This window comes from Ruegeria sp. HKCCD7628, assembly GCF_057221005.1.
This window is the reverse complement of the sequence record NZ_JBWVBA010000004.1, coordinates 134,207-153,728: the sequence shown is the minus strand read 5'-3', so window position 1 is coordinate 153,728 and position 19,522 is coordinate 134,207. Positions and strand designations below refer to the sequence as shown.

18 protein-coding genes are annotated in these 19,522 nt (G+C 59.5%); 11 read left to right on the top strand and 7 right to left on the bottom strand.

What is annotated here, in order from left to right; all coding sequences use genetic code 11:
• Positions 1 to 62 precede the first annotated feature (62 nt).
• A complete protein-coding gene (locus tag AC2TAD_RS11230) occupies positions 63 to 944 on the top strand; it encodes a LysR family transcriptional regulator (protein WP_170352456.1) in 882 nt (293 codons plus the stop codon).
• 5 nt (positions 945 to 949) lie between these two features.
• Here the strand turns inward: AC2TAD_RS11230 and AC2TAD_RS11225 are convergent, their stop codons facing one another.
• Positions 950 to 1,906 carry an NADPH:quinone oxidoreductase family protein gene (locus AC2TAD_RS11225; protein ID WP_480867723.1) on the bottom strand — a complete coding sequence of 319 codons (957 nt, stop codon included), beginning with the start codon at positions 1,904 to 1,906 and terminating at the stop codon, positions 950 to 952.
• A 332-nt stretch (positions 1,907 to 2,238) separates the two neighbouring features.
• Between AC2TAD_RS11225 and AC2TAD_RS11220 the strand changes: the two genes are divergently transcribed.
• From AC2TAD_RS11220 to AC2TAD_RS11210, 3 genes are all read left to right on the top strand, one after another.
• Entirely contained in the window at positions 2,239 to 2,610 is a 372-nt protein-coding gene (locus tag AC2TAD_RS11220) for a helix-turn-helix domain-containing protein (RefSeq protein WP_170352458.1), read from the top strand.
• Between the two features lie 44 nt (positions 2,611 to 2,654).
• The gene (gene hisN, locus AC2TAD_RS11215) at positions 2,655 to 3,446 is read left to right on the top strand and encodes a histidinol-phosphatase (protein WP_170753205.1); all 792 of its coding nucleotides are present in this window, start codon (positions 2,655 to 2,657) and stop codon (positions 3,444 to 3,446) included.
• Positions 3,447 to 3,561: 115 nt separating this feature from the next.
• Positions 3,562 to 4,896, top strand: coding sequence for an 8-oxoguanine deaminase (locus AC2TAD_RS11210; RefSeq protein WP_480867721.1), 1,335 nt, complete (start codon positions 3,562 to 3,564; stop codon positions 4,894 to 4,896).
• Positions 4,897 to 4,957: 61 nt separating this feature from the next.
• Here the strand turns inward: AC2TAD_RS11210 and guaD are convergent, their stop codons facing one another.
• Positions 4,958 to 6,247 (bottom strand): guanine deaminase, encoded by a 1,290-nt coding sequence (gene guaD, locus AC2TAD_RS11205; RefSeq protein ID WP_480867719.1) that lies wholly within the window; start codon positions 6,245 to 6,247, stop codon positions 4,958 to 4,960.
• A gap of 138 nt (positions 6,248 to 6,385) precedes the next feature.
• On the opposite strand from guaD, the gene mgtE reads away from it, so the two are divergent.
• Together mgtE and AC2TAD_RS11195 are read left to right on the top strand one after the other, a co-directional pair.
• A complete protein-coding gene (gene mgtE, locus AC2TAD_RS11200) occupies positions 6,386 to 7,780 on the top strand; it encodes a magnesium transporter (RefSeq protein WP_480867717.1) in 1,395 nt (464 codons plus the stop codon).
• Positions 7,777 to 8,334 (top strand): 5-formyltetrahydrofolate cyclo-ligase, encoded by a 558-nt coding sequence (locus AC2TAD_RS11195; RefSeq protein WP_170352463.1) that lies wholly within the window; start codon positions 7,777 to 7,779, stop codon positions 8,332 to 8,334. The genes mgtE and AC2TAD_RS11195 overlap by 4 nt, the downstream gene beginning before the upstream one ends.
• A 1-nt stretch (position 8,335) precedes the next feature.
• On the opposite strand, the gene AC2TAD_RS11190 is transcribed toward AC2TAD_RS11195, so the two are convergent.
• Positions 8,336 to 8,563 carry a putative hemolysin gene (locus AC2TAD_RS11190; RefSeq protein ID WP_170352464.1) on the bottom strand — a complete coding sequence of 76 codons (228 nt, stop codon included), beginning with the start codon at positions 8,561 to 8,563 and terminating at the stop codon, positions 8,336 to 8,338.
• 89 nt (positions 8,564 to 8,652) lie between these two features.
• Here AC2TAD_RS11190 and AC2TAD_RS11185 point away from each other — a divergent pair, with 89 nt between their 5' ends.
• The 3 genes from AC2TAD_RS11185 to AC2TAD_RS11175 all read left to right on the top strand — a co-directional run bounded on the left by AC2TAD_RS11185 (position 8,653) and on the right by AC2TAD_RS11175 (position 12,154).
• Complete coding sequence (locus AC2TAD_RS11185; protein WP_480867715.1) at positions 8,653 to 9,468, top strand: TIGR00282 family metallophosphoesterase; 816 nt, start codon at positions 8,653 to 8,655, stop codon at positions 9,466 to 9,468.
• A 64-nt stretch (positions 9,469 to 9,532) separates the two neighbouring features.
• Positions 9,533 to 11,311 carry an SLC13 family permease gene (locus AC2TAD_RS11180; RefSeq protein WP_353393728.1) on the top strand — a complete coding sequence of 593 codons (1,779 nt, stop codon included), beginning with the start codon at positions 9,533 to 9,535 and terminating at the stop codon, positions 11,309 to 11,311.
• A gap of 96 nt (positions 11,312 to 11,407) precedes the next feature.
• Positions 11,408 to 12,154: an META domain-containing protein gene (locus AC2TAD_RS11175; protein ID WP_480867713.1), complete on the top strand. Its 747-nt coding sequence runs from the start codon at positions 11,408 to 11,410 to the stop codon at positions 12,152 to 12,154.
• Here the strand turns inward: AC2TAD_RS11175 and AC2TAD_RS11170 are convergent, their stop codons facing one another.
• From AC2TAD_RS11170 to AC2TAD_RS11155, 4 genes are all read right to left on the bottom strand, one after another.
• Positions 12,155 to 13,816: an FAD-binding dehydrogenase gene (locus AC2TAD_RS11170; protein WP_480867711.1), complete on the bottom strand. Its 1,662-nt coding sequence runs from the start codon at positions 13,814 to 13,816 to the stop codon at positions 12,155 to 12,157.
• Complete coding sequence (locus AC2TAD_RS11165; RefSeq protein WP_170753192.1) at positions 13,813 to 14,679, bottom strand: bile acid:sodium symporter family protein; 867 nt, start codon at positions 14,677 to 14,679, stop codon at positions 13,813 to 13,815. Before AC2TAD_RS11165 ends, AC2TAD_RS11170 begins: the two co-directional genes overlap by 4 nt.
• Before the next feature lie 72 nt (positions 14,680 to 14,751).
• Positions 14,752 to 15,486, bottom strand: coding sequence for a glutamine amidotransferase (locus tag AC2TAD_RS11160; protein ID WP_480867709.1), 735 nt, complete (start codon positions 15,484 to 15,486; stop codon positions 14,752 to 14,754).
• Between the two features lie 16 nt (positions 15,487 to 15,502).
• Positions 15,503 to 17,275, bottom strand: a complete 1,773-nt coding sequence (locus AC2TAD_RS11155; protein WP_480867708.1) for an SLC13 family permease — start codon at positions 17,273 to 17,275, stop codon at positions 15,503 to 15,505.
• Positions 17,276 to 17,385: 110 nt separating this feature from the next.
• On the opposite strand from AC2TAD_RS11155, the gene AC2TAD_RS11150 reads away from it, so the two are divergent.
• Both AC2TAD_RS11150 and AC2TAD_RS11145 read left to right on the top strand, forming a co-directional pair.
• Positions 17,386 to 18,126, top strand: coding sequence for a YebC/PmpR family DNA-binding transcriptional regulator (locus AC2TAD_RS11150; protein ID WP_480867706.1), 741 nt, complete (start codon positions 17,386 to 17,388; stop codon positions 18,124 to 18,126).
• A 120-nt stretch (positions 18,127 to 18,246) separates the two neighbouring features.
• Complete coding sequence (locus tag AC2TAD_RS11145; RefSeq protein ID WP_480867705.1) at positions 18,247 to 19,521, top strand: MFS transporter; 1,275 nt, start codon at positions 18,247 to 18,249, stop codon at positions 19,519 to 19,521.
• Position 19,522: the final 1 nt, after the last annotated feature.

The following is a 19,522-nucleotide window of genomic DNA, read 5'->3' as shown; positions in this document are numbered from 1 at the left end:
GGCGTGGTGTGACACATTTTAAAAATGAATGTTTTTGATCTGATCCATAAGGAATCGTGAAGATGCGAAATCTCGATATTACGACGCTGCGATCCTTCGTGGCTGTAGCCGACCAAGGCGGAGTAACTCGCGCCGCCGGGTTCCTGCATCTGACGCAATCTGCCGTCTCAATGCAGCTGAAGCGTTTGGAAGAGCTTTTGGGTCTGGATCTGCTGGACCGCAGCGGTCGGACCATTGCGCTGACACCCTCGGGCGAACAGCTGTTGGCGTACGCACGGCGAATGGTCGCGTTGAATGATGAGGTGATCTCGAAGCTGACGGACCAAGCCTATGAGGGAGAAGTCGTGCTTGGTGTACCGCATGACATCGTATACCCGGCCATTCCGCGTGTTTTGAAGCAGTTCAATGCAGATTTCCCTCGGGTGCGCATCCAACTGGTGTCGTCTTTCTCATTGCAGCTCAAGGATATGTTCAAGAAAGGCGAATGTGATTTGATCCTGACAACCGAGGGCGGGGCGGCCGATGGTGCTGAGTCGATCGCAGAATTGCCTTTGCGCTGGGTCGGTGCGCCGAATGGGTCTGCTTGGCGTAAGCGTCCATTGCCCTTGGCCGAGGGGCGCCGGTGCCTTTTCCGACCCAAGGTGATCAGCGCCCTTGATGCACAGGACATTCCCTGGGAACTGACCGTCGACGCCGAAGATGATCGTACAATCGAGGCAACGGTCAGTGCCGACTTGGCTGTAAGCGCGATGCTGGAAGGGACCGAGGCCGCACATCTCGAGCTTATCGACTCCGGCGGTGCTTTGCCCGATCTGCCTGTGCAGATGATCAACTTGTACGGTGGAGAGGCGGGCCGAGGTGATGTGGTCGAGGCCCTGGCTGCTTTGGTCCGTCAAAATTTCCGCATGTTGGTCGGCACGCCCTTGAAGGCGGTCGCGGGGTAGGGGGTTCAGATAGTGATCACGACTTTTCCGGTCGCGGTCCGATCCCGTAGCATCTGCAAACCTCTGGCTGCTTCGGTCAGCGGAAACGTATGACTGATATAAGGTTTTATGCGCCCTTCGGTATGCCACTGGAACAGGGTTTGAAAGCTCTTTTGCACGATTTCCGGGCGGAAGTTCAGATACCCACCGATATAAAAACCTATGACGGTCAGGTTTTTGACCAGCAGATGATTCGCTGGGATTTGCGGGACTTCGCCGCCGGCGAAGCCGATTGGCACTAATCTTCCTTCGGGGTTTGTGGCGCGAAATGCGGCTTTGAACACATCGCCGCCGATTGCATCATAGACGACATCAGCGCCGCCCAGTACCTTGACCCGCATGTGAAGGTCTTCAGAGCTATCAATCAAGTGATCAGCTCCCGCCTTGCGGGCCACCTCCAACTTTTCAGAGCCACGTGCTTGCGCGATGACGGTAGCCCCCATAAGTTTGCCGATTTCAACCGCAGTTAAGCCAACGCCTCCGGCGGCGCCGGTGACTAAAAGTGTTTCGCCCGGTTGCAGCTGCGCTCTGTGATCCAAAGCCATATGCCCTGTTCCGTAGGCAATCTGGATCGCGGCGGCGTCTTCAAAGCTCATGTTGTCTGGCATCGGGATCGCCCGCGCAGCCTCGAATACACCATACTCGGCTAGCCCACCTTGGCCTGAATAGATGGCGATGCGATCGCCCGGATTAAGGTGCGTGACGTCGGGCCCGCAGCTGTCGACAATCCCAGCGATTTCCATGCCCTGGGTGAATGGGGCCGGAGGCGTGTCCTGATACGTACCCTTTTGCATCAACAGATCGGCAAAATTCAGGCCACAGGCTTTGATGGCAACGCGAATCTTTCCTGGACCGGGCTCGGGTATGTCCAGATTGCACAGCCGGGGTTCGGCCCCGGTGGTTTCGATTCTAAAAGCCTGCATCAACTCGCTCCGTGTTTGCGGCATAGATTCGGTTTGTCCTGCCGTTGTCAATTCATTACCGGGCGAGACAGCCTAAGGCAGCGCAGGAATTACATAATATTGCAATGCGTGTATGCGTTTATGTCTATTGCGATTGCACAACCGTAAACCATTGTTGGGTAATCTCGATTCAACCCGCTTGAAAAAATCACCAAAAGGCGCAATATTGCGCTATGGTGCTGATTTGGGGGCATGTTCCAAATTAGGGAGTGGTTAAGCGCGACTCGCTAGTGATGCGGTGGTGGTGTACGCCGTGCGTCCCTGGGAGTTGTGTGTAGTAGAGGAGAATACCGATGACCCATCACGTCGATGTCCATGTGGGCAAGCGCGTACGGCATCGCCGTTGGCTGATTGGGATGACTCAACAGCAGCTGGCGCAGCAGGTTGGTATCAAGTTTCAGCAAATCCAGAAGTATGAAACAGGGGCTAACCGAATCAGCGCATCCCGCCTGTGGGACATTGCCGAGGCGCTAGATGTTCCGGTCAGCTTTTTCTTTGAAGGTCTGGAAGAGGCCGAAAAAGAAACCGCTGGCAAGAAATCGGTTCCTGCGGATCTGATGGGGGACAAGGAAGCACTGGATCTGGTCCGCTCGTATTATGCGATTCCTGAAAACCAGCGCCGCCGTCTTTTCGAACTGGCTCGGGTTCTCAGCGACGTTGCTTGAATTAGCGGGTTGACTCTGATGCCGGTGATCCTCACGGGTGTCGCATGCAACAGATCTCGCTCAGTGACATAGAAGTAGCACAGGAAATGGCCGACGCCGCGCGCGAGGTCATTCTTCCTTTTTTCCGGAAACCGGATCTGGAAACCTCGAACAAGCTGACTGACGGGTTTGACCCGGTCACTGTCGCGGATCGGGCGGCGGAACAAGCCATGCGGGCGGTTCTGGCGCGTCACCGTCCAGACGATGGCATTTTTGGCGAAGAATATGGGCAGGTCGAGGGTCTCAGCGGTCGAACCTGGGTGTTGGATCCGATCGACGGAACCCGAGGCTTCATCAGTGGTACTCCGACTTGGGGGGTTCTGATTGCCCTCAGCACTCAGGACGGACCCGTCATGGGGGTGATTGATCAGCCCTATATTGGCGAGCGTTTCATAGGGTCGGCGGATACTGCCGAGGTCTCAGGTCCGACTGGTACGCAACCTTTGAAGACGCGCGCGACAGAAACGCTGGATCAAGCCGTTTTGTTTACCACGTTCCCCGAGGTGGGAACTTCGGAAGAACGCGCAGGATTTGAATCCGTAGCGCAGCACGTACGCCTGACACGTTACGGCATGGATTGTTATGCCTACGCGTTGTTGGCAGCGGGGCAGGTCGATCTGGTGATTGAATGCGGCTTGAATGCCTATGATATTCAGGCACCCATCGCAGTGATCGAGGCTGCAGGCGGTATCGTAACTGACTGGCAAGGTGGCCCGGCACATCAGGGTGGACGCGTGCTTGCTGCGGCGAATGCTGACCTGCATGCCAAGGCGCTGGCCATTCTGCACGACGTTTGAAACAGGTTGATGCGGGGGCGATGGTCAGGTAGCGTTCATCCCGCTGGTTCTTGAGCCCGTTTTCCGCCAGCCATCGCACTCCATGCATGAAACGGGCATGTGCAAGGAGGGCGAAGTGACAGAATTCCTTATCAAAAACGCAGATTCAATCCTGACCATGGATGACGCGCGCCGTGAACTGGCGGGTGCGGATATCTTGGTCCGGGGCGGTCAGATTGCTGCGATTGGCCAAGGGCTGACAACGCTGGGGGACGTGCACGATGCAGCCGGATGCGTCGTCACGCCGGGTCTGGTTAACACGCACCACCACCTCTATCAGACCCTTACGCGTGCTGTCCCCAATGGGCAGAATGCATTGCTGTTTGGGTGGTTGCAGACGCTCTACCCGATCTGGTCACGATTTGGGCCGGAAGAGATGTTTGTCTCGGCACAGATCGGGCTGGCCGAGCTTGCTTTGTCGGGCTGCACCCTGAGTTCTGATCACCTGTATCTTTACCCCAACGGCGCAAGATTGGACGATACCATAGCCGCGGCGGCCCAGATTGGCCTGCGTTTTCACCCGACCCGAGGCGCGATGAGCATTGGCGAAAGCGACGGGGGCTTGCCACCGGACGCTTTGGTTGAAAAGGAACAGGTAATCCTAGACGACATGATCCGCGTGGTAGACGCCTTCCATGATCCGTCCGAAGGCGCAATGTGCCGCGTCGGGCTGGCCCCCTGTTCGCCGTTCTCGGTCAGCCGCGACTTGATGCGGGATACAGTTGTTCTGGCGCGGGACAAGGGTGTGATGCTGCACACCCATCTGGCCGAGAATGACGAGGATATCGCCTATTCTCAGGCGCAATTCGGCTGCCGTCCGGGGCAATATGCCGAGGATCTGGGCTGGACGGGTTCGGACGTCTGGCACGCCCATTGCGTTAAGCTGGACGGGGCCGAGATTGACCTGTTCGCCCGCACGCAAACCGGCGTCGCCCATTGCCCCTGTTCGAATTGCCGTCTGGGGTCTGGGATCGCCCCGGTCCGGGCGATGCGGGATCGCGGCGTTCCGGTGGGTCTGGGCGCGGACGGCTCGGCCAGCAATGACAATGGCAGCCTGATCCTTGAAGCCCGGCAAACCATGCTGCTGCAACGGGTCGCAAACGGAGCCGATGCGATGTCTTCCCGCGAGGCACTGGAAATCGCCACGCGCGGCGGTGCGGATGTGCTGAACCGCCCTGATTGTGGCCGGCTAGAGCCCGGAAAACGCGCCGACATTGCCATCTGGGACACGCGTGGCATCGAAAGCGCAGGCAGCTGGGACAAGGCTGCGCTGTTGTTGTCCGGTCCGATGAAGGTCAAACACCTGTTCGTCGAAGGCCGCCAAATCGTGCGCGACGGGCAGATCACAACGCTGGACCTGCCTAAAATCATCGAAACCCAAAACCGCCTCGCCCGCGCGTTGGCGGACTAGGTACGGATCCGCTTTTCATCTGGCCAAAATATCCCCGCCGGAGGCATGGGCCGCAGGCCCATCAAATTGAAACAGCCCGTCCCCCGACCCAGACCTCTGCTATGGCGCGGTCGTCACCCATCATGATGGTTGGAAAGATCGCCTCCCAAATATCGTCCGCACAAGCTTCGCGCTGGGCGATAGCAGGGGTTGAGGCCAAATCGAGCACAACCAGATCCGCTTCCATACCCGGCTCAACGTTTCCGATCCGGTCGTCCAGCCGCAGCGACCGCGCTGACCCGACAGTGCCCAACCACAACAGTTGCGCCGCGTGCAGAGGCGCGCCGCGCAGCTGGCCGATTTCATAGGCCGAGGCCATCGTGTGCAGCATCGAAAAGCTCGACCCACCGCCCGTATCCGTGGCCAGCCCGACCCGATGCCCGTCGCGCATCAACCCGGTCATGTCGAACAGGCCCGAGCCAATGAACGTATTCGAGGTCGGGCAATGGATCAACGCCGCGTCCACCTCGCGCAGACGATCCCGTTCGCGCGCCTCCAAATGGATGACATGGCCGTAGACGCCATGCGATCCCAGCAGGCCGAATTTCTCGTAGGTATCCAGATAATCCCGCGCCTCGGGGAACAGCTCGCGGACCCATGTGATCTCATCGGTCTGCTCGCTCAGATGGGTCTGCATCAGGCAATGAGGATGCTCGGCCCAAAGCGCGCCCATGGCCTCAAGCTGTTCAGGGGTCGAGGTGGGTGAAAAGCGCGGCGTGATGGCATAGGACAACCGGTCTATTCCGTGCCATTTCTCCAACAGCGCCTGCGACTGGTCATAGGCGGTCTGCGCCGTGTCCCGCAGCCCCTCGGGCGCGTTGCGATCCATACAGGTTTTCCCCGCGACCACCCGCTGATTGCGGGCCTGGGCTGCGGTGAAAAACGCGTCCACACTTTCGGGATGAATGGTGCAAAAGCTGCACATGGTGGTGGTGCCGTGTGCCGCCGTCAGGTCCAAATAGCGGTTGGCAATCTCGGCGGCATAGGTCGGGTCGCCGAACTTCATCTCTTCGGGGAAGGTATAGGTGTTCAGCCAGTCGATCAGGCGTTTGCCCCAGCTGGCGATCATCGCTGTCTGCGGGTAATGCACATGCGCATCCACGAATCCGGCCATGATCACGTGCTTTCCGTGATCGACCACCGCTGCCTCAGGGTAATCTGCGCGCAGGCGAGTGGCCTCCCCAACACCGGCAATGCGGTCGCCGTCGATCAGAACCGCCTCACTGATTTTCACCGCATCAGTGGGGTTGCCGTCAAAGGGCGAGCCCTCAAAGCTCAGCACACGGCCTTTCAGCAGCGTTTTTTGCGCCATTTTTTGTCATCTCCGCCTGTATGGGGTGTGGAAACACCATAGGGCGGCGAAACTTGTCGGTAAATCGCCGCATTGTCATTGTTTTCCGGTAGCTGCTTCTTCTAATTAGAGGCCAATGACCAGAACACGGGGGCAGACATGACCACAGGCTTTGATGAACCCGTAACCGAGACAACCAGCGATGAGGACGTCTATGCGCTGGACCGGCGGACCGTGGCGGCCATTCTCTACGCAGTTGACGTAGATGACCGCGACAAGCTGGTCGAGCTGATGGAGCCGCTGCACGCCGCCGACATCGCCGACCTGCTGGAACAGATCAACCCTTACGACCGTGCCCGCCTGATCCGGCTTTATGACAAGGAATTCGACGGTGACATCCTGTCTGAACTGGATGAGGCGATCCGCGAAGAGGTGATCGGCGTCCTGCGCCCAGACGTTCTGGCCGATGCTGTGCGCGACATGGAAAGCGATGATGTGGTCGACCTTCTGGAAGACCTGGAAGAGCCTCAGCAGGAAGCTATCCTTGATGTACTGGAGGATTCCGAACGTGTCGCTGCCGAGCAGGCGCTGTCCTACCCCGAGAACTCGGCCGGTCGCCTCATGCAGCGCGAGGTGGTCATGGCCCCCGAGCATTGGTCGGTAGGGCAGGCCATCGACTTCATGCGCGCCAACGATGATCTGCCCGAGCAGTTCTATCACGTGGTGCTGGTCGACCCGCGCCTTAAGCCTGTGGCGCAGGTGACTTTGGGCAAGCTGATGGCGACACGTCGCGATGTTCCCCTGCATGACATCGCCGAAGAAGAGTTTCACACGATCCCCGTAGATCAGGACGAGGAAGACGTGGCTTATGCGTTCAACCAATACCACCTGATCTCGGCCCCGGTGGTGGATGAAGATGGGCGGTTGGTCGGCGTGATCACCATCGACGACGCCATGGTCGTGCTGGATGAAGAACACGAGGAAGATATCCTGCGTCTGGCAGGGGTCAGTGACGAAAGCTCGATCTCGGACAGTGTGGCGGCGACCAGCAAGCGGCGTCTGCCGTGGCTGGCCGTGAACCTGTGTACGGCTATTTGTGCCTCGTTGGTGATTTCGCAGTTCGAGGCGGCGATTGATCAACTGGTGGCACTGGCCATTCTGATGCCGATTGTGGCCTCGATGGGCGGCAATGCGGGCACGCAGTCGCTGACAGTGGCGGTACGGGCGCTGGCCACGCGCGACTTGACGGCGGCAAACGTGATGCGGGTGATCCGGCGGGAATTGCTGGTGGGGATGCTGAACGGGCTGTGTTTTGCCGTCGTGCTGGGCACAGTGGGGATGATGTGGTTCGATTCTCCGATGCTGGGTGTCGTGATCGGGTCGGCCTTGGTCGTGAACATGGTCATCGCGGGCTTTGCAGGTACGGTAGTACCGGTCGTGCTGGACCGTCTGGGCGTTGACCCTGCGCTGGCGTCGGGGACTTTTGTGACCACCACCACGGATGTCATGGGGTTCTTCATCTTTCTGGGGCTTGCCAGCGTGGTGCTACTGTGATCGATCTGACCGAAATCAAAGCCGCCGCGCGTAAGGCGGCTTTTGCGCGCCGCAAGGCCGCGTTTGACGCGCGGCTGCCCGGTGCGGCCGGACGTTTATCCGAAGTGCTGGCTGGGTACCGGGGCGTACCGATCTCGGGCTATATGCCCATCCGCACCGAGATTGATCCACTGCCCGCTATGGCCGAGGCTTCGGCCTATGGCCCGGTCGGGGTGCCGGTCATTCAAGCCGCCGCGCAGCCGCTAAAGTTTTCCCGCTGGACGCCCGAGGGCGCACTGAAAGACGGCCCGTTCGGCGCCAAAGTGCCCGAGGTCGACGACTATTTCGACCCCGAGATACTGATCGTGCCGCTGGTAGCGTTTGATGCACAGGGCGGGCGTCTGGGCTATGGGGGCGGGTTTTATGACCGCACGCTGGAAGGGCTGCGGGCCCAACGCCCGACGCTGGCCATCGGGTTCGCCTTTGATGCTCAAGAAGCGGAAGGGCTGCCGCTGGAACCGACAGATCAACCGCTGGATATGGTGATCACCGAAAGCCGGGTTCTGACGTTTTAAGTTAGCCCATGTTTTCTGCGCGGAAGAACTCCCACGCGTCTTGTTTTGACCCGTCGGGCAGGGTGCAGGTTCCGGTCTGTCCCTCGGCGCCGTCCACGATATCATATGTGCCGCCTTTTTCGACGCAGAACGTAGCCGCAGGATTGGCCAGTCCGACCTCAGGCCCGGGGGTGGGGTCACAGGCAGCCAATGGGGTCAGTAAAGCGGCCGAGAGGATGTAGCGGGTCATGAATGTCTCCTGATGCAATATGTTTCCCTGCGTTATGGCGGCAGTTTAACCACTTGTGCTTGGCCGAGGCCACACTTAGGACGGTTCGTATGAGAATATTGTTTCTGGGTGACGTTATGGGCCGTGCAGGACGCGCGGCCATTCAACAACATTTGCCACGTCTGCGCGATGAATGGCGGCTGGATTTTGTTGTGGTCAATGGCGAGAACGCTTCGAACGGGATGGGGCTAACCGGCGATCACGCCAAGCTGCTGCTGGATGCGGGGGCCGATTGCCTGACGCTGGGCGATCATGCGTTCGACCAGAAAGACATGCTGCAATTCATCGAGAAAGAGCCACGCGTCGTGCGCCCCGTAAACTTCGCCAAGGGGGCGCCCGGGCGGGGGCATCGTTTGTTCAACGCGCCGGGGGGGCGCAAGGTGCTGGTGGTGCAGGTGCTGGGGCAAGTCTTTATGAAGCGGCCCTTTGACGATCCGTTCTCGGGTGTTGAGCCGATCCTGAAGTCCCACCCGCGCGGCGGGCAGGCGAATGCGATCATTGTCGATATGCATTGCGAGGCGACGTCGGAAAAGATGGCGATGGGCCATTATTGCGACAAGCGCGCCAGCCTTGTGGTCGGCACGCACACCCATGTGCCTACAAGTGACGCGCAGATTCTGCCCGGCGGGACGGCCTATCTGACCGATGCGGGGATGTGCGGCGACTACGACTCGGTCATAGGTATGGATAAGGTCGAGCCGATGCGCCGCTTTATCACCGGGATGCCCAAGGCGCGGTTCACCCCCGCCAATGGCGAGGCCACCTTAAGCGGCGTGTTTGTCGAGACTGATGATCGCGACGGGCAGGCAAAATCTGTGCATATGGTGCGTGTTGGCGGGCGATTGCAGCAGGCGGGGCCGCAGTAAGGCTTGCTCTGTCTCGCGCAATGCGTGAAACTGACCGCCGGGCCAGAGGTCGGACACACCAGGAATGCAATTCATCCAACTGACAGAAACGGGCAGCGCGATACTGGCGCTGATGGTTGTCGCGGGCATGTTCATCATGTTCCTGCGCGAGATCTACCCAACTGAAGTGGTGGCTATTGGCGGCGTGGCCGTCATGCTGCTGACCGGTATCTTGCCTTACCAAAGCGCGCTGGCCGTGCTGTCCAACCCCGCGCCGTGGACCATTGCAGCGATGTTCATCATCATGGGGGCGCTTGTGCGTACCGGCGCGCTGGATGCGTTTACCTCCACCGCGCAAAAGCAGGCGCAGGTGAACCCGCGCTTTGCTATCGGTCTTCTGATGGCTTTTGTCGTTTTGGCCTCGGCCGTGGTGTCGAATACGCCCGTGGTCGTGGTGATGATCCCGGTCTTTGTGCAGATTGCGCGGACGCTGAACGTGCCGGCCTCAAAGCTGCTGATCCCGCTTAGCTATGCGGCGATTCTGGGCGGGACGCTGACCTTGATCGGCACGTCGACCAACCTGTTGGTGGATGGTGTGGCCCGGTCGCAGGGCATGGCCCCGTTTACCATCTTCGAGGTCACGCCATTGGGCATCGCACTAGTGATCTACGGCATGGTCTATCTGCGGTTCATTGCGCCGCGCCTGCTACCGGATCGCGACAGCATGGCTTCACTTCTAAGCGACCGCTCGAAGATGAAGTTCTTTACCGAGGCAGTTATTCCCCCAGAAAGCAACCTGATCGGGCGCGAAGTGACAGGCGTGCAGCTGTTCAAACGTCCCGGCGTGCGTCTGATCGACGTGGTTAGGGGCGATGAATCGTTGCGTCGCAACCTCAAGGGCGTTGAGCTTAAGCTGGGTGACCGCGTGGTTTTGCGCACCGAGATGACCGAGTTGCTGAGCCTTCAGAGCAACAAGGAATTGAAGCGCGTCGATCAGGTTTCGGCGGTCGAAACCAAGACGGTCGAAGTTTTGATCACCCCCGGTTGCCGAATGGTGGGCAGAACTCTGGGCGCGATGCGTCTGCGTCGGCGCTATGGTGTGTATGTGCTGGCTGTGCATCGCCGGAACCAGAATATCGGACGGCAGTTGGATGATCTAGTTGTGCGCGTGGGGGATACGCTGCTGTTGGAAGGCTCGCCTGAGGATGTTCAGAAACTGGCCGCAGATATGGATATGGTAGACGTGTCGCAGCCTTCGGCTCGGGCTTTCCGTCGCAGTCACGCGCCTATTGCGATCGGGTCACTTGTTGGCATCGTCGTGCTGGCGGCGCTTGGCGTTGCTCCGATCCTGCTGTTGTCGATCATCGCGGTTGCGGCGGTGTTGCTGACGCGCTGCATCGACGCCGATGAGGCGTTTTCCTTTGTCGAAGGCCGTCTGCTGGCGCTGATTTTCTCGATGCTAGCGATTGGCGCAGCGCTGGATAAATCTGGTGCGGTGTCCCTGATTGTCGAAGCGGTTGCGCCCGGCTTAAGCTCTCTACCGCCCTTCCTGATCATTTGGGCCGTGTACCTGCTGACCTCGGTGTTGACCGAGCTTGTGTCAAATAACGCGGTGGCCGTGGTCGTGACGCCGATTGCTATCGGTCTGGCGCAGGCGGTGGGCATTGATGCGCGCCCGCTCGTGGTGGCGGTTATGGTCGCGGCCTCAGCCTCGTTTGCGACGCCAATCGGGTATCAGACCAACATGATGGTCTACGGCCCCGGCGGGTATCGGTTCACCGATTTTCTGAAGGTGGGTGTGCCGTTGAACCTGACCGTGGGGCTTCTGGCGTCGCTACTGATTCCGCTGATCTGGCCGCTGTAGCGACGGCACGTAATTGCCGAATAAAATGCCGGGGGCTTGTAAACGCTGATCAAGTCACGATCTTTTTATCAAATACGAATGTGAAAGGATTGGAACATGCCTTTTCCGAAGCTCGGCCAGGCCATCGTCGTTGGCGCAGTTGCGCTGACCATTCTGGGAAGTCAAAGCCATGCGGGCACCGTTACCGGGACCGCTACATATCGCGAGCGGATCGCAGTGCTTCCGGACGCGACTCTTTACGTCGAACTGCAGGATATTTCTCTGGCTGATGCGCCTGCAGTGACGCTTGCGTCTCAGCGCTATGCGTTGGCCAGTGTCCCTGCCGACTACCAGCTGACCTATGATGACGCGCTGATTCAAGATGGCCGGACATATGCCGTCCGAGGCTCAATCTACCATGGCAACAAACTGCTGTTCACAACAGATACGGTGAACCCAGTGCTGACGCGAGGAGCCGGGGATACGGCAGATCTTTTGTTGGTGAAGGTTCCTTCGCAACCAGCCGCAAGTCTGGATGGCACCAACTGGACAGCAATCGGCATTAACGGAGAAGTGGTGGACGCGAAACGCCCGCCTCAGATTACCTTTGCGCAGGGCGGCGCGTTCGGCGGTACCGGCGGGTGCAACAGGTTCTCGGGCCAGGCCGAAATCAGTGGTGACAGCCTGAATTTCCCCGACAACATGGCTGCGACCCTGATGGCATGCCCGCCCGAGCTTGAAGAGGTCGAAGATCAATTCCTTGCCGCGCTCCAGACTGTGACCCGCTATGCAATGGCCGGAGACAGCCTTGTGCTGTTGGACGCGGCAGGAGAGCCCGTTCTGAAATTCGTCCGCGCGCAGTAATCAGGCCACAGCGCGCGAGCGTCCCGCATTGCGGCCCGAGAAGATGCAACCGCCCAGAAACGTGCCCTCCAGCGCGTTGTATCCGTGGTATCCACCGCCGCCAAAGCCCGCGACTTCTCCGGCCGCGAACAGGCCGGGGACGACCTGACCATCCGTACCGATCATTTGGCTGTCGAGGTTGGTCTGCAGCCCGCCCAACGTCTTGCGCGTCAGAACGTGCAGTTTGACCGCGATCAGCGGACCGTTGTTCGGATCAAGGAACTTATGCGGCTTGGCGGTGCGGATCAGCCGGTCGCCACGATAGTTGCGCGCGGCCAGAATGGCAGCCATCTGGGCATCTTTGGTGAAGGGGTTATCAACCTGTGAATCCCGCGCTTCGATCTGGGCGCGCAGATGGTCCTCGTCGATTGGGGCCTCCCCCATCTGGTTCATGCCACGCACCAACTCGCTGAGCGTATTGGCGACAATGAAATCCTCGCCATGCTGTTTGAACGCCTCGACCGGGGCAGTGGCTTTTGATCCGGTCAGTATCCGCTGCAACAGCACTTCGCGCCAACCGCCTTCGGTCATGTCGGGGTTCTGTTCGGACCCTGACAGGGCGAATTCCTTCTTTATCACCTTCTGGGTCAGCACGAACCAGCTGTATTCATAGCCGGTTTTCAGGATTTCCTTTAGCGTACCTAGCGTGTCAAACCCCGGCAGGCAGGGCGGCTTCATCCGGTTGCCGGTCGCGTCAAACCACATGGAGCTTGGTCCGGGGAGGATGCGGATGCCATGCGATGGCCAGATCGGATCCCAGTTCCGCACGCCTTCGGTGTAGTGCCACATCCTATCGCCATTGATCACGTGACCGCCTGCTTTCTCGCTGATGGCAATCATACGGCCATCAACGTGAAAGGGGACACCTGCGACCATGTCCTTTGGCGGCTCTCCCAGCCGTTCACGGGGCCAGTTCTTACGTACCATCTCGAAATTGCCGCCAATCCCGCCGGAACTTACGATGATCGAGAGCGCGTAGACCTCGAACTCACCCACTTCGTCGCGGTTGGTCTTGGCCCCGTGCTGGGCGGTGTCATCGGCCAGAACCTCGCCCGAGACACCCTTGGCGCAGCCGTTCTGCATAATGATATGGCTGACCTGATGGCGGAACTTCATCTGGATCAGCCCGTTATCCACATGTTCGCGCACGCGGCGGATGAAATGTTCCAGCACACCCGGCCCGGTGCCCCATGTGATGTGGAACCGCGGGACCGAGTTGCCATGCCCATCCGCATAAGACCCGCCGCGCTCGGCCCAGCCGACCACGGGGAACCAGCGCAGGCCCATATCGTGCAGCCAAGGGCGCATCTCACCTGCGGCGAATTCCACATAAGCCTCGGCCCATTTGCGCGGCCACGCGTCCTCATCCCGGTGGAACTGCGCGCTGCCCATCCAATCGCGCAAGGCCAGGTCGTGGCTGTCGCGAATGCCCATGCGGCGCTGTTCCGGGGTGTCGATCATGAACAGCCCGCCAAGGCTCCAGAATGCTTGCCCGCCCAGAAAATGCTCCGGTTCCTGATCGACGATGATGACCTTTTTACCCCGGTCGCCCAGCTCGGCAGCGGCAGCCAGCCCCGCCAGACCGGCCCCAACGACGATGGCATCTGCTGTGTTATTGGTCATGCGACGTCCTTTCGGCGGAACCATAGGAGGAAGGGCACGGCCACGACATACATCGTGATCCCGTAAACGGCCGACGGAAGGGCCAGCGGGCTAAATCCGCTTTCGGTGCCAGTGATCAGCGCGGCCAGCGTGATGCCAAGGGTCGAGTTCTGAATGCCGGTTTCGATTGAGACGGTCTTAGCCTCATCCCATGACAAGTTCGCGGCTTTGGCAATCCCCAGACCGATCAGCAGTAGTGCAATGTTCAGGGTGATCAGGCTGCCGCCCATGATCCCGAGATTTTCGGTGAATGTCTGCCAATTGGCGGCCAATGCAGCCAGAACCACGAGCACGAACAAGACCGTTGCCAACTTGGACAAGCCGCTCTCGATCCGGTTTGCAAATCCAGTTGCGAAATGGCGGATGCCAATACCGATTGCGACGGGCAGGGTGGTGATCAGGAACATGGCGATTGCCAGTCCGGTGATCGAGACCTCGGGGGCGTCGGCCCCCATGAAATGCGCGATCGACCACGCAGCCAGAAACGGCACTGTCAGCATCGACAACAGGCTGATCACTGCCGTCAGGCTGACCGACAGGGCCACGTCCCCCTTGGCCAGTTTGGAAAGGATATTGCTAGTCACACCGCCGGGGCAGAAGCTGAGGATCATAAACCCCACCGCAATTTCGGGCGGCAGCGCGAACAGTTTGACTGTGGCAAAGGCCGCTATTGGCAGCAGCACGACCTGACACAGCGCGCCGATAGCAAAGGGGTAGCCGCGTGTCAGGACGCGGCGAAAATCTGCAATCTCAAGTCCTACGCCCAGCGATAGCATGATAATGGCCAGCGACAGGGGCAGGCCGACAGAAATGAGTAGATCCAAGAACAACTCCTCCCAAAGCCGTTCCGGTCAGCCTATGCGAGCGGTCGGCAATTGCGCAACCGCGCCGTTGGGTCAGCCATAGCGTTCCGCAAAACGGCGCAGGATCAGTGCCGGCTGGGTGACGTCGGCCGCGTGGCAGATGTCGATCAGGCGCTGGGCATCCTCTGGTGGAAAATAGCCGTGATGCTTGTAGATATTGATGCGTTCCTCAAAGTCCTTTGCCTCGGCCTCGGGATGGAACTGCGTCGCATAGACGTTCTGGCCGAAACGGATCATCTGAAACGGGCAGGGGTCAGAAGCTAGCAAGTGCACGCATCCTTCGGGCAGTGCCTGAACCGCCTCTTTGTGGCCGACAAACGCGTCGAAAGTTACGGGCAGCCCTACTGTTAGCTGGTCCTGCATACCGTCCTCGGTCACGTGGCAGGTCGAAGGCCCGACGGGTTCACCGTATTTTTCTTTACTGACCGCCCCGCCAAGGTGGGCGGCCAGAATGCCTAAGCCATAGCAACACCCCATGAAGGGATGGTCCTGCGCAGTAATCTGCGGCATCAATCCCATGATCGACGCCTCGACGCGGGCATCTACGTCAGATTTCGTTGCGGGATCATCGCTGACGCAGCCGGGGCCTCCGCCGACGATCACGCCTGCGTAATCGGTTACGTAGAGCCCCTCAGGCAGAGTTTCGCAATCCAGACGGATGCGATGCGTTCGCTCGGGCGTTAGCCCGGTTTTGTCCAGGATCGAGGCATACTCAGCGTCCGAGGCGTCTGTCTCAGGTCGCAATTGCAGGATCAGAAATCGTTTCATACGCAGCCTTTACCCGTCACAGCGGCCAGAACACAAGGATCGAGGGGACTGAAACGGCGATGATCAAAGCCTCCAACGGCAGTCCCATGCGCCAGTAATCGCCAAAGCGATAGCCGCCGGGGCCAAGCACCAGCGTATTGTTCTTGTGCCCTATGGGGGTCAGGAACGCCGCCGAAGCCGCCACGGCAACCGTCATCAGGAACGGATCGGGCGAGACCTCCAGCGTGCGGGCCATTTGGATGCCCACGGGTGCGGCGACAATGGCGGTGGCGGTATTGTTCAACACATCCGACAGTGTCATCGTGACCACCATCAGCACCGTCAGAATGGCCCATGCAGGCAGGCCGTTGGTCAGCTGGATCAGAGCATTCGCAATCAGTTCTGTCCCGCCCGAGGTCTCAAGCGCGCTGCCCAGCGGGATCATCGAGCCCAGCAGTACCACGACGGGCCATTCGATATGGTTGTAGATCTCGGCAATAGGCATGATCTTGGTCAGTACATAGGCCACCACGACCAGACCCAGCGCAATCGGCAGGTAGATCAGCCCGATACTGGCCGCCAGCACGGCCGCCCCGAACAGACCGATCGCCAGCCACGCCTTGTCATTGGCGGTCACGTTCAGGCCGCGCCCAGCCAACGGTAGGCAGCCCAGCCACTCGGTCACGTCCGCACTGCGGTCACGAGGGCAGAGCAGCAGCAGGATATCGCCCGCCTCCACCTCGGTCTTGCGGACTTGTTCGGTGATTTGACGACCCTGGCGCGAGATGCCCATCAGCACTGTGCTTTGTCGCCATGCCAGCCCCAACCCTTGGGCGGTGCGCCCGGTGATGCGGGCGTTCTCGGTGGCGACGACCTCGATCACTTCTAGTCCGTCACCCTCGGCAGTCAGCAATTCCTGCCGTCGCGTGTCCGAGAAATCCAGGTTCAGCGCCGCGCGGAATTCGTCCAGCGCCTCGGGTCTGGCCTCCAGCACCAGCGCATCGCCCGCGTGCAGGGTGGCATGGGCTGAGCGCCCGTAGCGACGCTTGCCGTCGCGGATCAGGCCGATGATGGCGACGTCGGATTTCTCGGCCACCTCGTACAACTCGCTGACGCGTTTGCCGATCTGAGGGGATTCCGGCGGGATGGTCAGCTCGGCGATGTATTCGGCCAGCGCCTCAGAGCTTTCGGTTTGCGGCCCGCGATCGGGGATGAACCGCCATCCGATCAGCGCGACAAAAGCCAGACCGGCAATGGCTGCGATCCCGCCCACGGGGGCGAAATCGAACATATGGAACGGCTCACCCAGAGTTTCGGCTCGGATCGAGGCGATGATGATGTTGGGTGGCGTACCGATCAGCGTGACCATGCCACCCAGAATGGTAGCGAAACTCAACGGCATGAGTGACAGGCCCACAGACCGTCCGGCCTTGCGTGCGGTCTGGATATCGACCGGCATCAAAAGCGCAAGCGCCGCCACGTTGTTCATGAAGGCCGACAGGACCGCTCCGATCCCGCCCATCAGCGCAATGTGCGCGCCCAGCCCGCGCGAGGCATCGACCAGCGAGCGCGTAATCAGGAATACCGCGCCCGAGCGCACCAGCCCGGCAGACACAACCAGAACCAGCGCCACGATGATGGTTGCGGGATGGCCGAACCCGGCGAATGCGTTGTCCACGGGCACAACGCCCAGCACAACACCAATCATCAACGCCGAAAAGGCAACAAGATCATATCGGAATCGCCCCCATAGCAGCATTCCAAAAACTGTGGCGAAAAGGGCAAAAAGAATAATTTGATCACTTGTCATGTCGCCACCATACCCGCGACGGGATATCGGGCAAGCCGCTCTCTTGATCCTGCCCCCCGCAAACGTCTATATGAGCGCCGAACACCCAAACATGATGACGAGGACGCACTATGGCAGGCCACTCCAAATGGGCCAACATCCAGCACCGCAAGGGACGTCAGGACGCCGCGCGGTCCAAACTGTTTTCCAAACTGTCGAAAGAGATAACCGTGGCCGCCAAAATGGGCGATCCCGATCCCGACAAGAACCCGCGCCTGCGTCTGGCGGTGAAAGAGGCCAAGTCGAATTCGGTCCCCAAGGACGTGATCGACCGCGCTATCAAGAAATCGGTGGCCGGTGAAGGCGACGAATACGAAGAAATCCGGTACGAGGGCTATGGCCCGAACGGTGTCGCCGTGATCGTCGAGACGATGACCGACAACCGCAACCGGACCGCCTCAACCGTGCGCTCGACCTTTTCGAAGAACGGCGGTAATCTGGGCGAGACCGGTTCGGTCGGGTTCATGTTCGAACGCAAGGGAGAGGTTGTCTATCAGGCGGACGCTGGCGATGCAGACACGATCTTCGAGGCCGCGATCGAGGCGGGTGCCGAAGATGTCGAAAGCTCGGAAGACGGTCACATCATCTGGTGCGCCGATACCGATCTGAACGACGTATCCAACGCGCTGGAAGAGGCCTTGGGCGAATCCGAATCCACCAAGCTGGTCTGGAAACCCACGACCACGACCGAGCTGGGTCTGGAAGATATGCAAAAGCTGATGAAGCTGGTCGATGCGCTGGAAGACGATGACGACGTACAGCGCGTAACGACCAATTTCGAAGCGACGGATGAGGTCATGGCTCAGCTGTGATCCTGTCGTTAATCGATCAGGAAAACCCGGCCTCTGGTCGGGTTTTTTTATGCGCCTTTTCAGTGTGCTTGGCGGAATGCGTTAAACTCGGTAAGCTGTTCGTAAAACAGCAATGAGAGCATGACGGACAGTCCCCCGATCCCTGCGAAACGAAACCTGCCTGTGTTGACCGGGCAAAGCATCCTGTCGCAAATCGCTTGGACGCTTGGCAGCCCCTCTATCGTGCTGCCGTTTCTTGCTGTCTCGCTGGAATTGCCGATGTTCATAGCGGGCGCGCTGGTCTCGGTTCGCATGGTGGGCAGCGTGATTGCGGATGTGTTCCTAGCGCGTTCGATTTCGGCTCACGACCGCAAGAAACGCGGCATTGCGCTGACCGAAGTCGCGGTTGGCCTCTGCCTTCTGATCGCACTGGGGGTAGCGACGACGGGTTATGTGCCACTGATCGCGGCGGCGTTTGTCCTTGTTTTCTTCATCATCGGGTTGGTCGATGAGACGCAGATGCTCATGTATACCGATCTTCTAGGCGATCACGTTCAATCCAAATCCCGCATGATCATGCGCTATCTGCAACTAGGGGTCGGAGGGCTTGGCGCCATCGGTCTGGCGCTTTTAGTGCATGAGATCGTTAAAGAAAACCCACCTTTCTCGCGCCATTCAGCAATCATCTTCGTGTCCGTGGGCTTTTTTGTCCTGTCGGGCCTGGCCATTCTGGCGATGTTCGAAGGCGCGAGCGGTGATGAAAGCACCCGCGATGCCGCGCCCGGGCCGAAACGCAAATTCATCACGTATTTCACCGACATCACCGCGATGTTCAATGAGCCGTGGTTCCGGCGTTACATGATCATGCGCTTGCCTCTGGTCGCGGCCACGCTTTCAGTGCCCTTTTTCGCCCTGATCGCGGCTGAGGCGCACCATGCCTCGGCCAAGGGTCTGACAGCAATGATCGTTTCCTCGGCGTCTGGATATCTGGTTTCCGCTCCGTTGTGGCAGGTGGTGAACATGAAGTCTCATAGGGCGGTCATGGTGACGGGGAACCTTATGGTCGTCATCACTGGGACGGTGCTTTTGACCTTTCATTTCTTGCACTTGGATCATGATGTTCATCTTCACGCCATCGCGCTGTTTATCGTGACGGTGGCCGTGACCGGCATCAGCAGCGCACGAAAACTGTACTACCTGGACGTGGCCCCAAAGGATCAGCGGGTCAAAGGTGCGGCAGCGATTAAGAGCGTCAGCCGCCTGGTCGCGGTTATTCTTTCCGCCGCGCTGGCCGCGGTGGCGCATATGCACGAGGTCGCCTGGGCCATTGCCTTTATCGTTGTGGTGGCCGTATTCGCGGCCTTTGCCTGCTATCGCCTGGTTTTGCCGGTGGCGGAAAGCTCGGCTTCGGCTTGAC

Excerpts from the sequence above, each read along its gene's own strand:
- AC2TAD_RS11230 (WP_170352456.1), top strand. The coding sequence starts at position 63 with ATGCGAAATCTCGATATTACGACGCTGCGATCCTTCGTGGCTGTAGCC.
- AC2TAD_RS11225 (WP_480867723.1), bottom strand. The coding sequence starts at position 1,906 with ATGCAGGCTTTTAGAATCGAAACCACCGGGGCCGAACCCCGGCTGTGC.
- AC2TAD_RS11220 (WP_170352458.1), top strand. The coding sequence starts at position 2,239 with ATGACCCATCACGTCGATGTCCATGTGGGCAAGCGCGTACGGCATCGC.
- hisN (WP_170753205.1), top strand. The coding sequence starts at position 2,655 with ATGCAACAGATCTCGCTCAGTGACATAGAAGTAGCACAGGAAATGGCC.
- guaD (WP_480867719.1), bottom strand. The coding sequence starts at position 6,247 with ATGGCGCAAAAAACGCTGCTGAAAGGCCGTGTGCTGAGCTTTGAGGGC.
- mgtE (WP_480867717.1), top strand. The coding sequence starts at position 6,386 with ATGACCACAGGCTTTGATGAACCCGTAACCGAGACAACCAGCGATGAG.
- AC2TAD_RS11190 (WP_170352464.1), bottom strand. The coding sequence starts at position 8,563 with ATGACCCGCTACATCCTCTCGGCCGCTTTACTGACCCCATTGGCTGCC.
- AC2TAD_RS11185 (WP_480867715.1), top strand. The coding sequence starts at position 8,653 with ATGAGAATATTGTTTCTGGGTGACGTTATGGGCCGTGCAGGACGCGCG.
- AC2TAD_RS11180 (WP_353393728.1), top strand. The coding sequence starts at position 9,533 with ATGCAATTCATCCAACTGACAGAAACGGGCAGCGCGATACTGGCGCTG.
- AC2TAD_RS11175 (WP_480867713.1), top strand. The coding sequence starts at position 11,408 with ATGCCTTTTCCGAAGCTCGGCCAGGCCATCGTCGTTGGCGCAGTTGCG.
- AC2TAD_RS11170 (WP_480867711.1), bottom strand. The coding sequence starts at position 13,816 with ATGACCAATAACACAGCAGATGCCATCGTCGTTGGGGCCGGTCTGGCG.
- AC2TAD_RS11160 (WP_480867709.1), bottom strand. The coding sequence starts at position 15,486 with ATGAAACGATTTCTGATCCTGCAATTGCGACCTGAGACAGACGCCTCG.
- AC2TAD_RS11155 (WP_480867708.1), bottom strand. The coding sequence starts at position 17,275 with ATGACAAGTGATCAAATTATTCTTTTTGCCCTTTTCGCCACAGTTTTT.
- AC2TAD_RS11150 (WP_480867706.1), top strand. The coding sequence starts at position 17,386 with ATGGCAGGCCACTCCAAATGGGCCAACATCCAGCACCGCAAGGGACGT.
- AC2TAD_RS11145 (WP_480867705.1), top strand. The coding sequence starts at position 18,247 with ATGACGGACAGTCCCCCGATCCCTGCGAAACGAAACCTGCCTGTGTTG.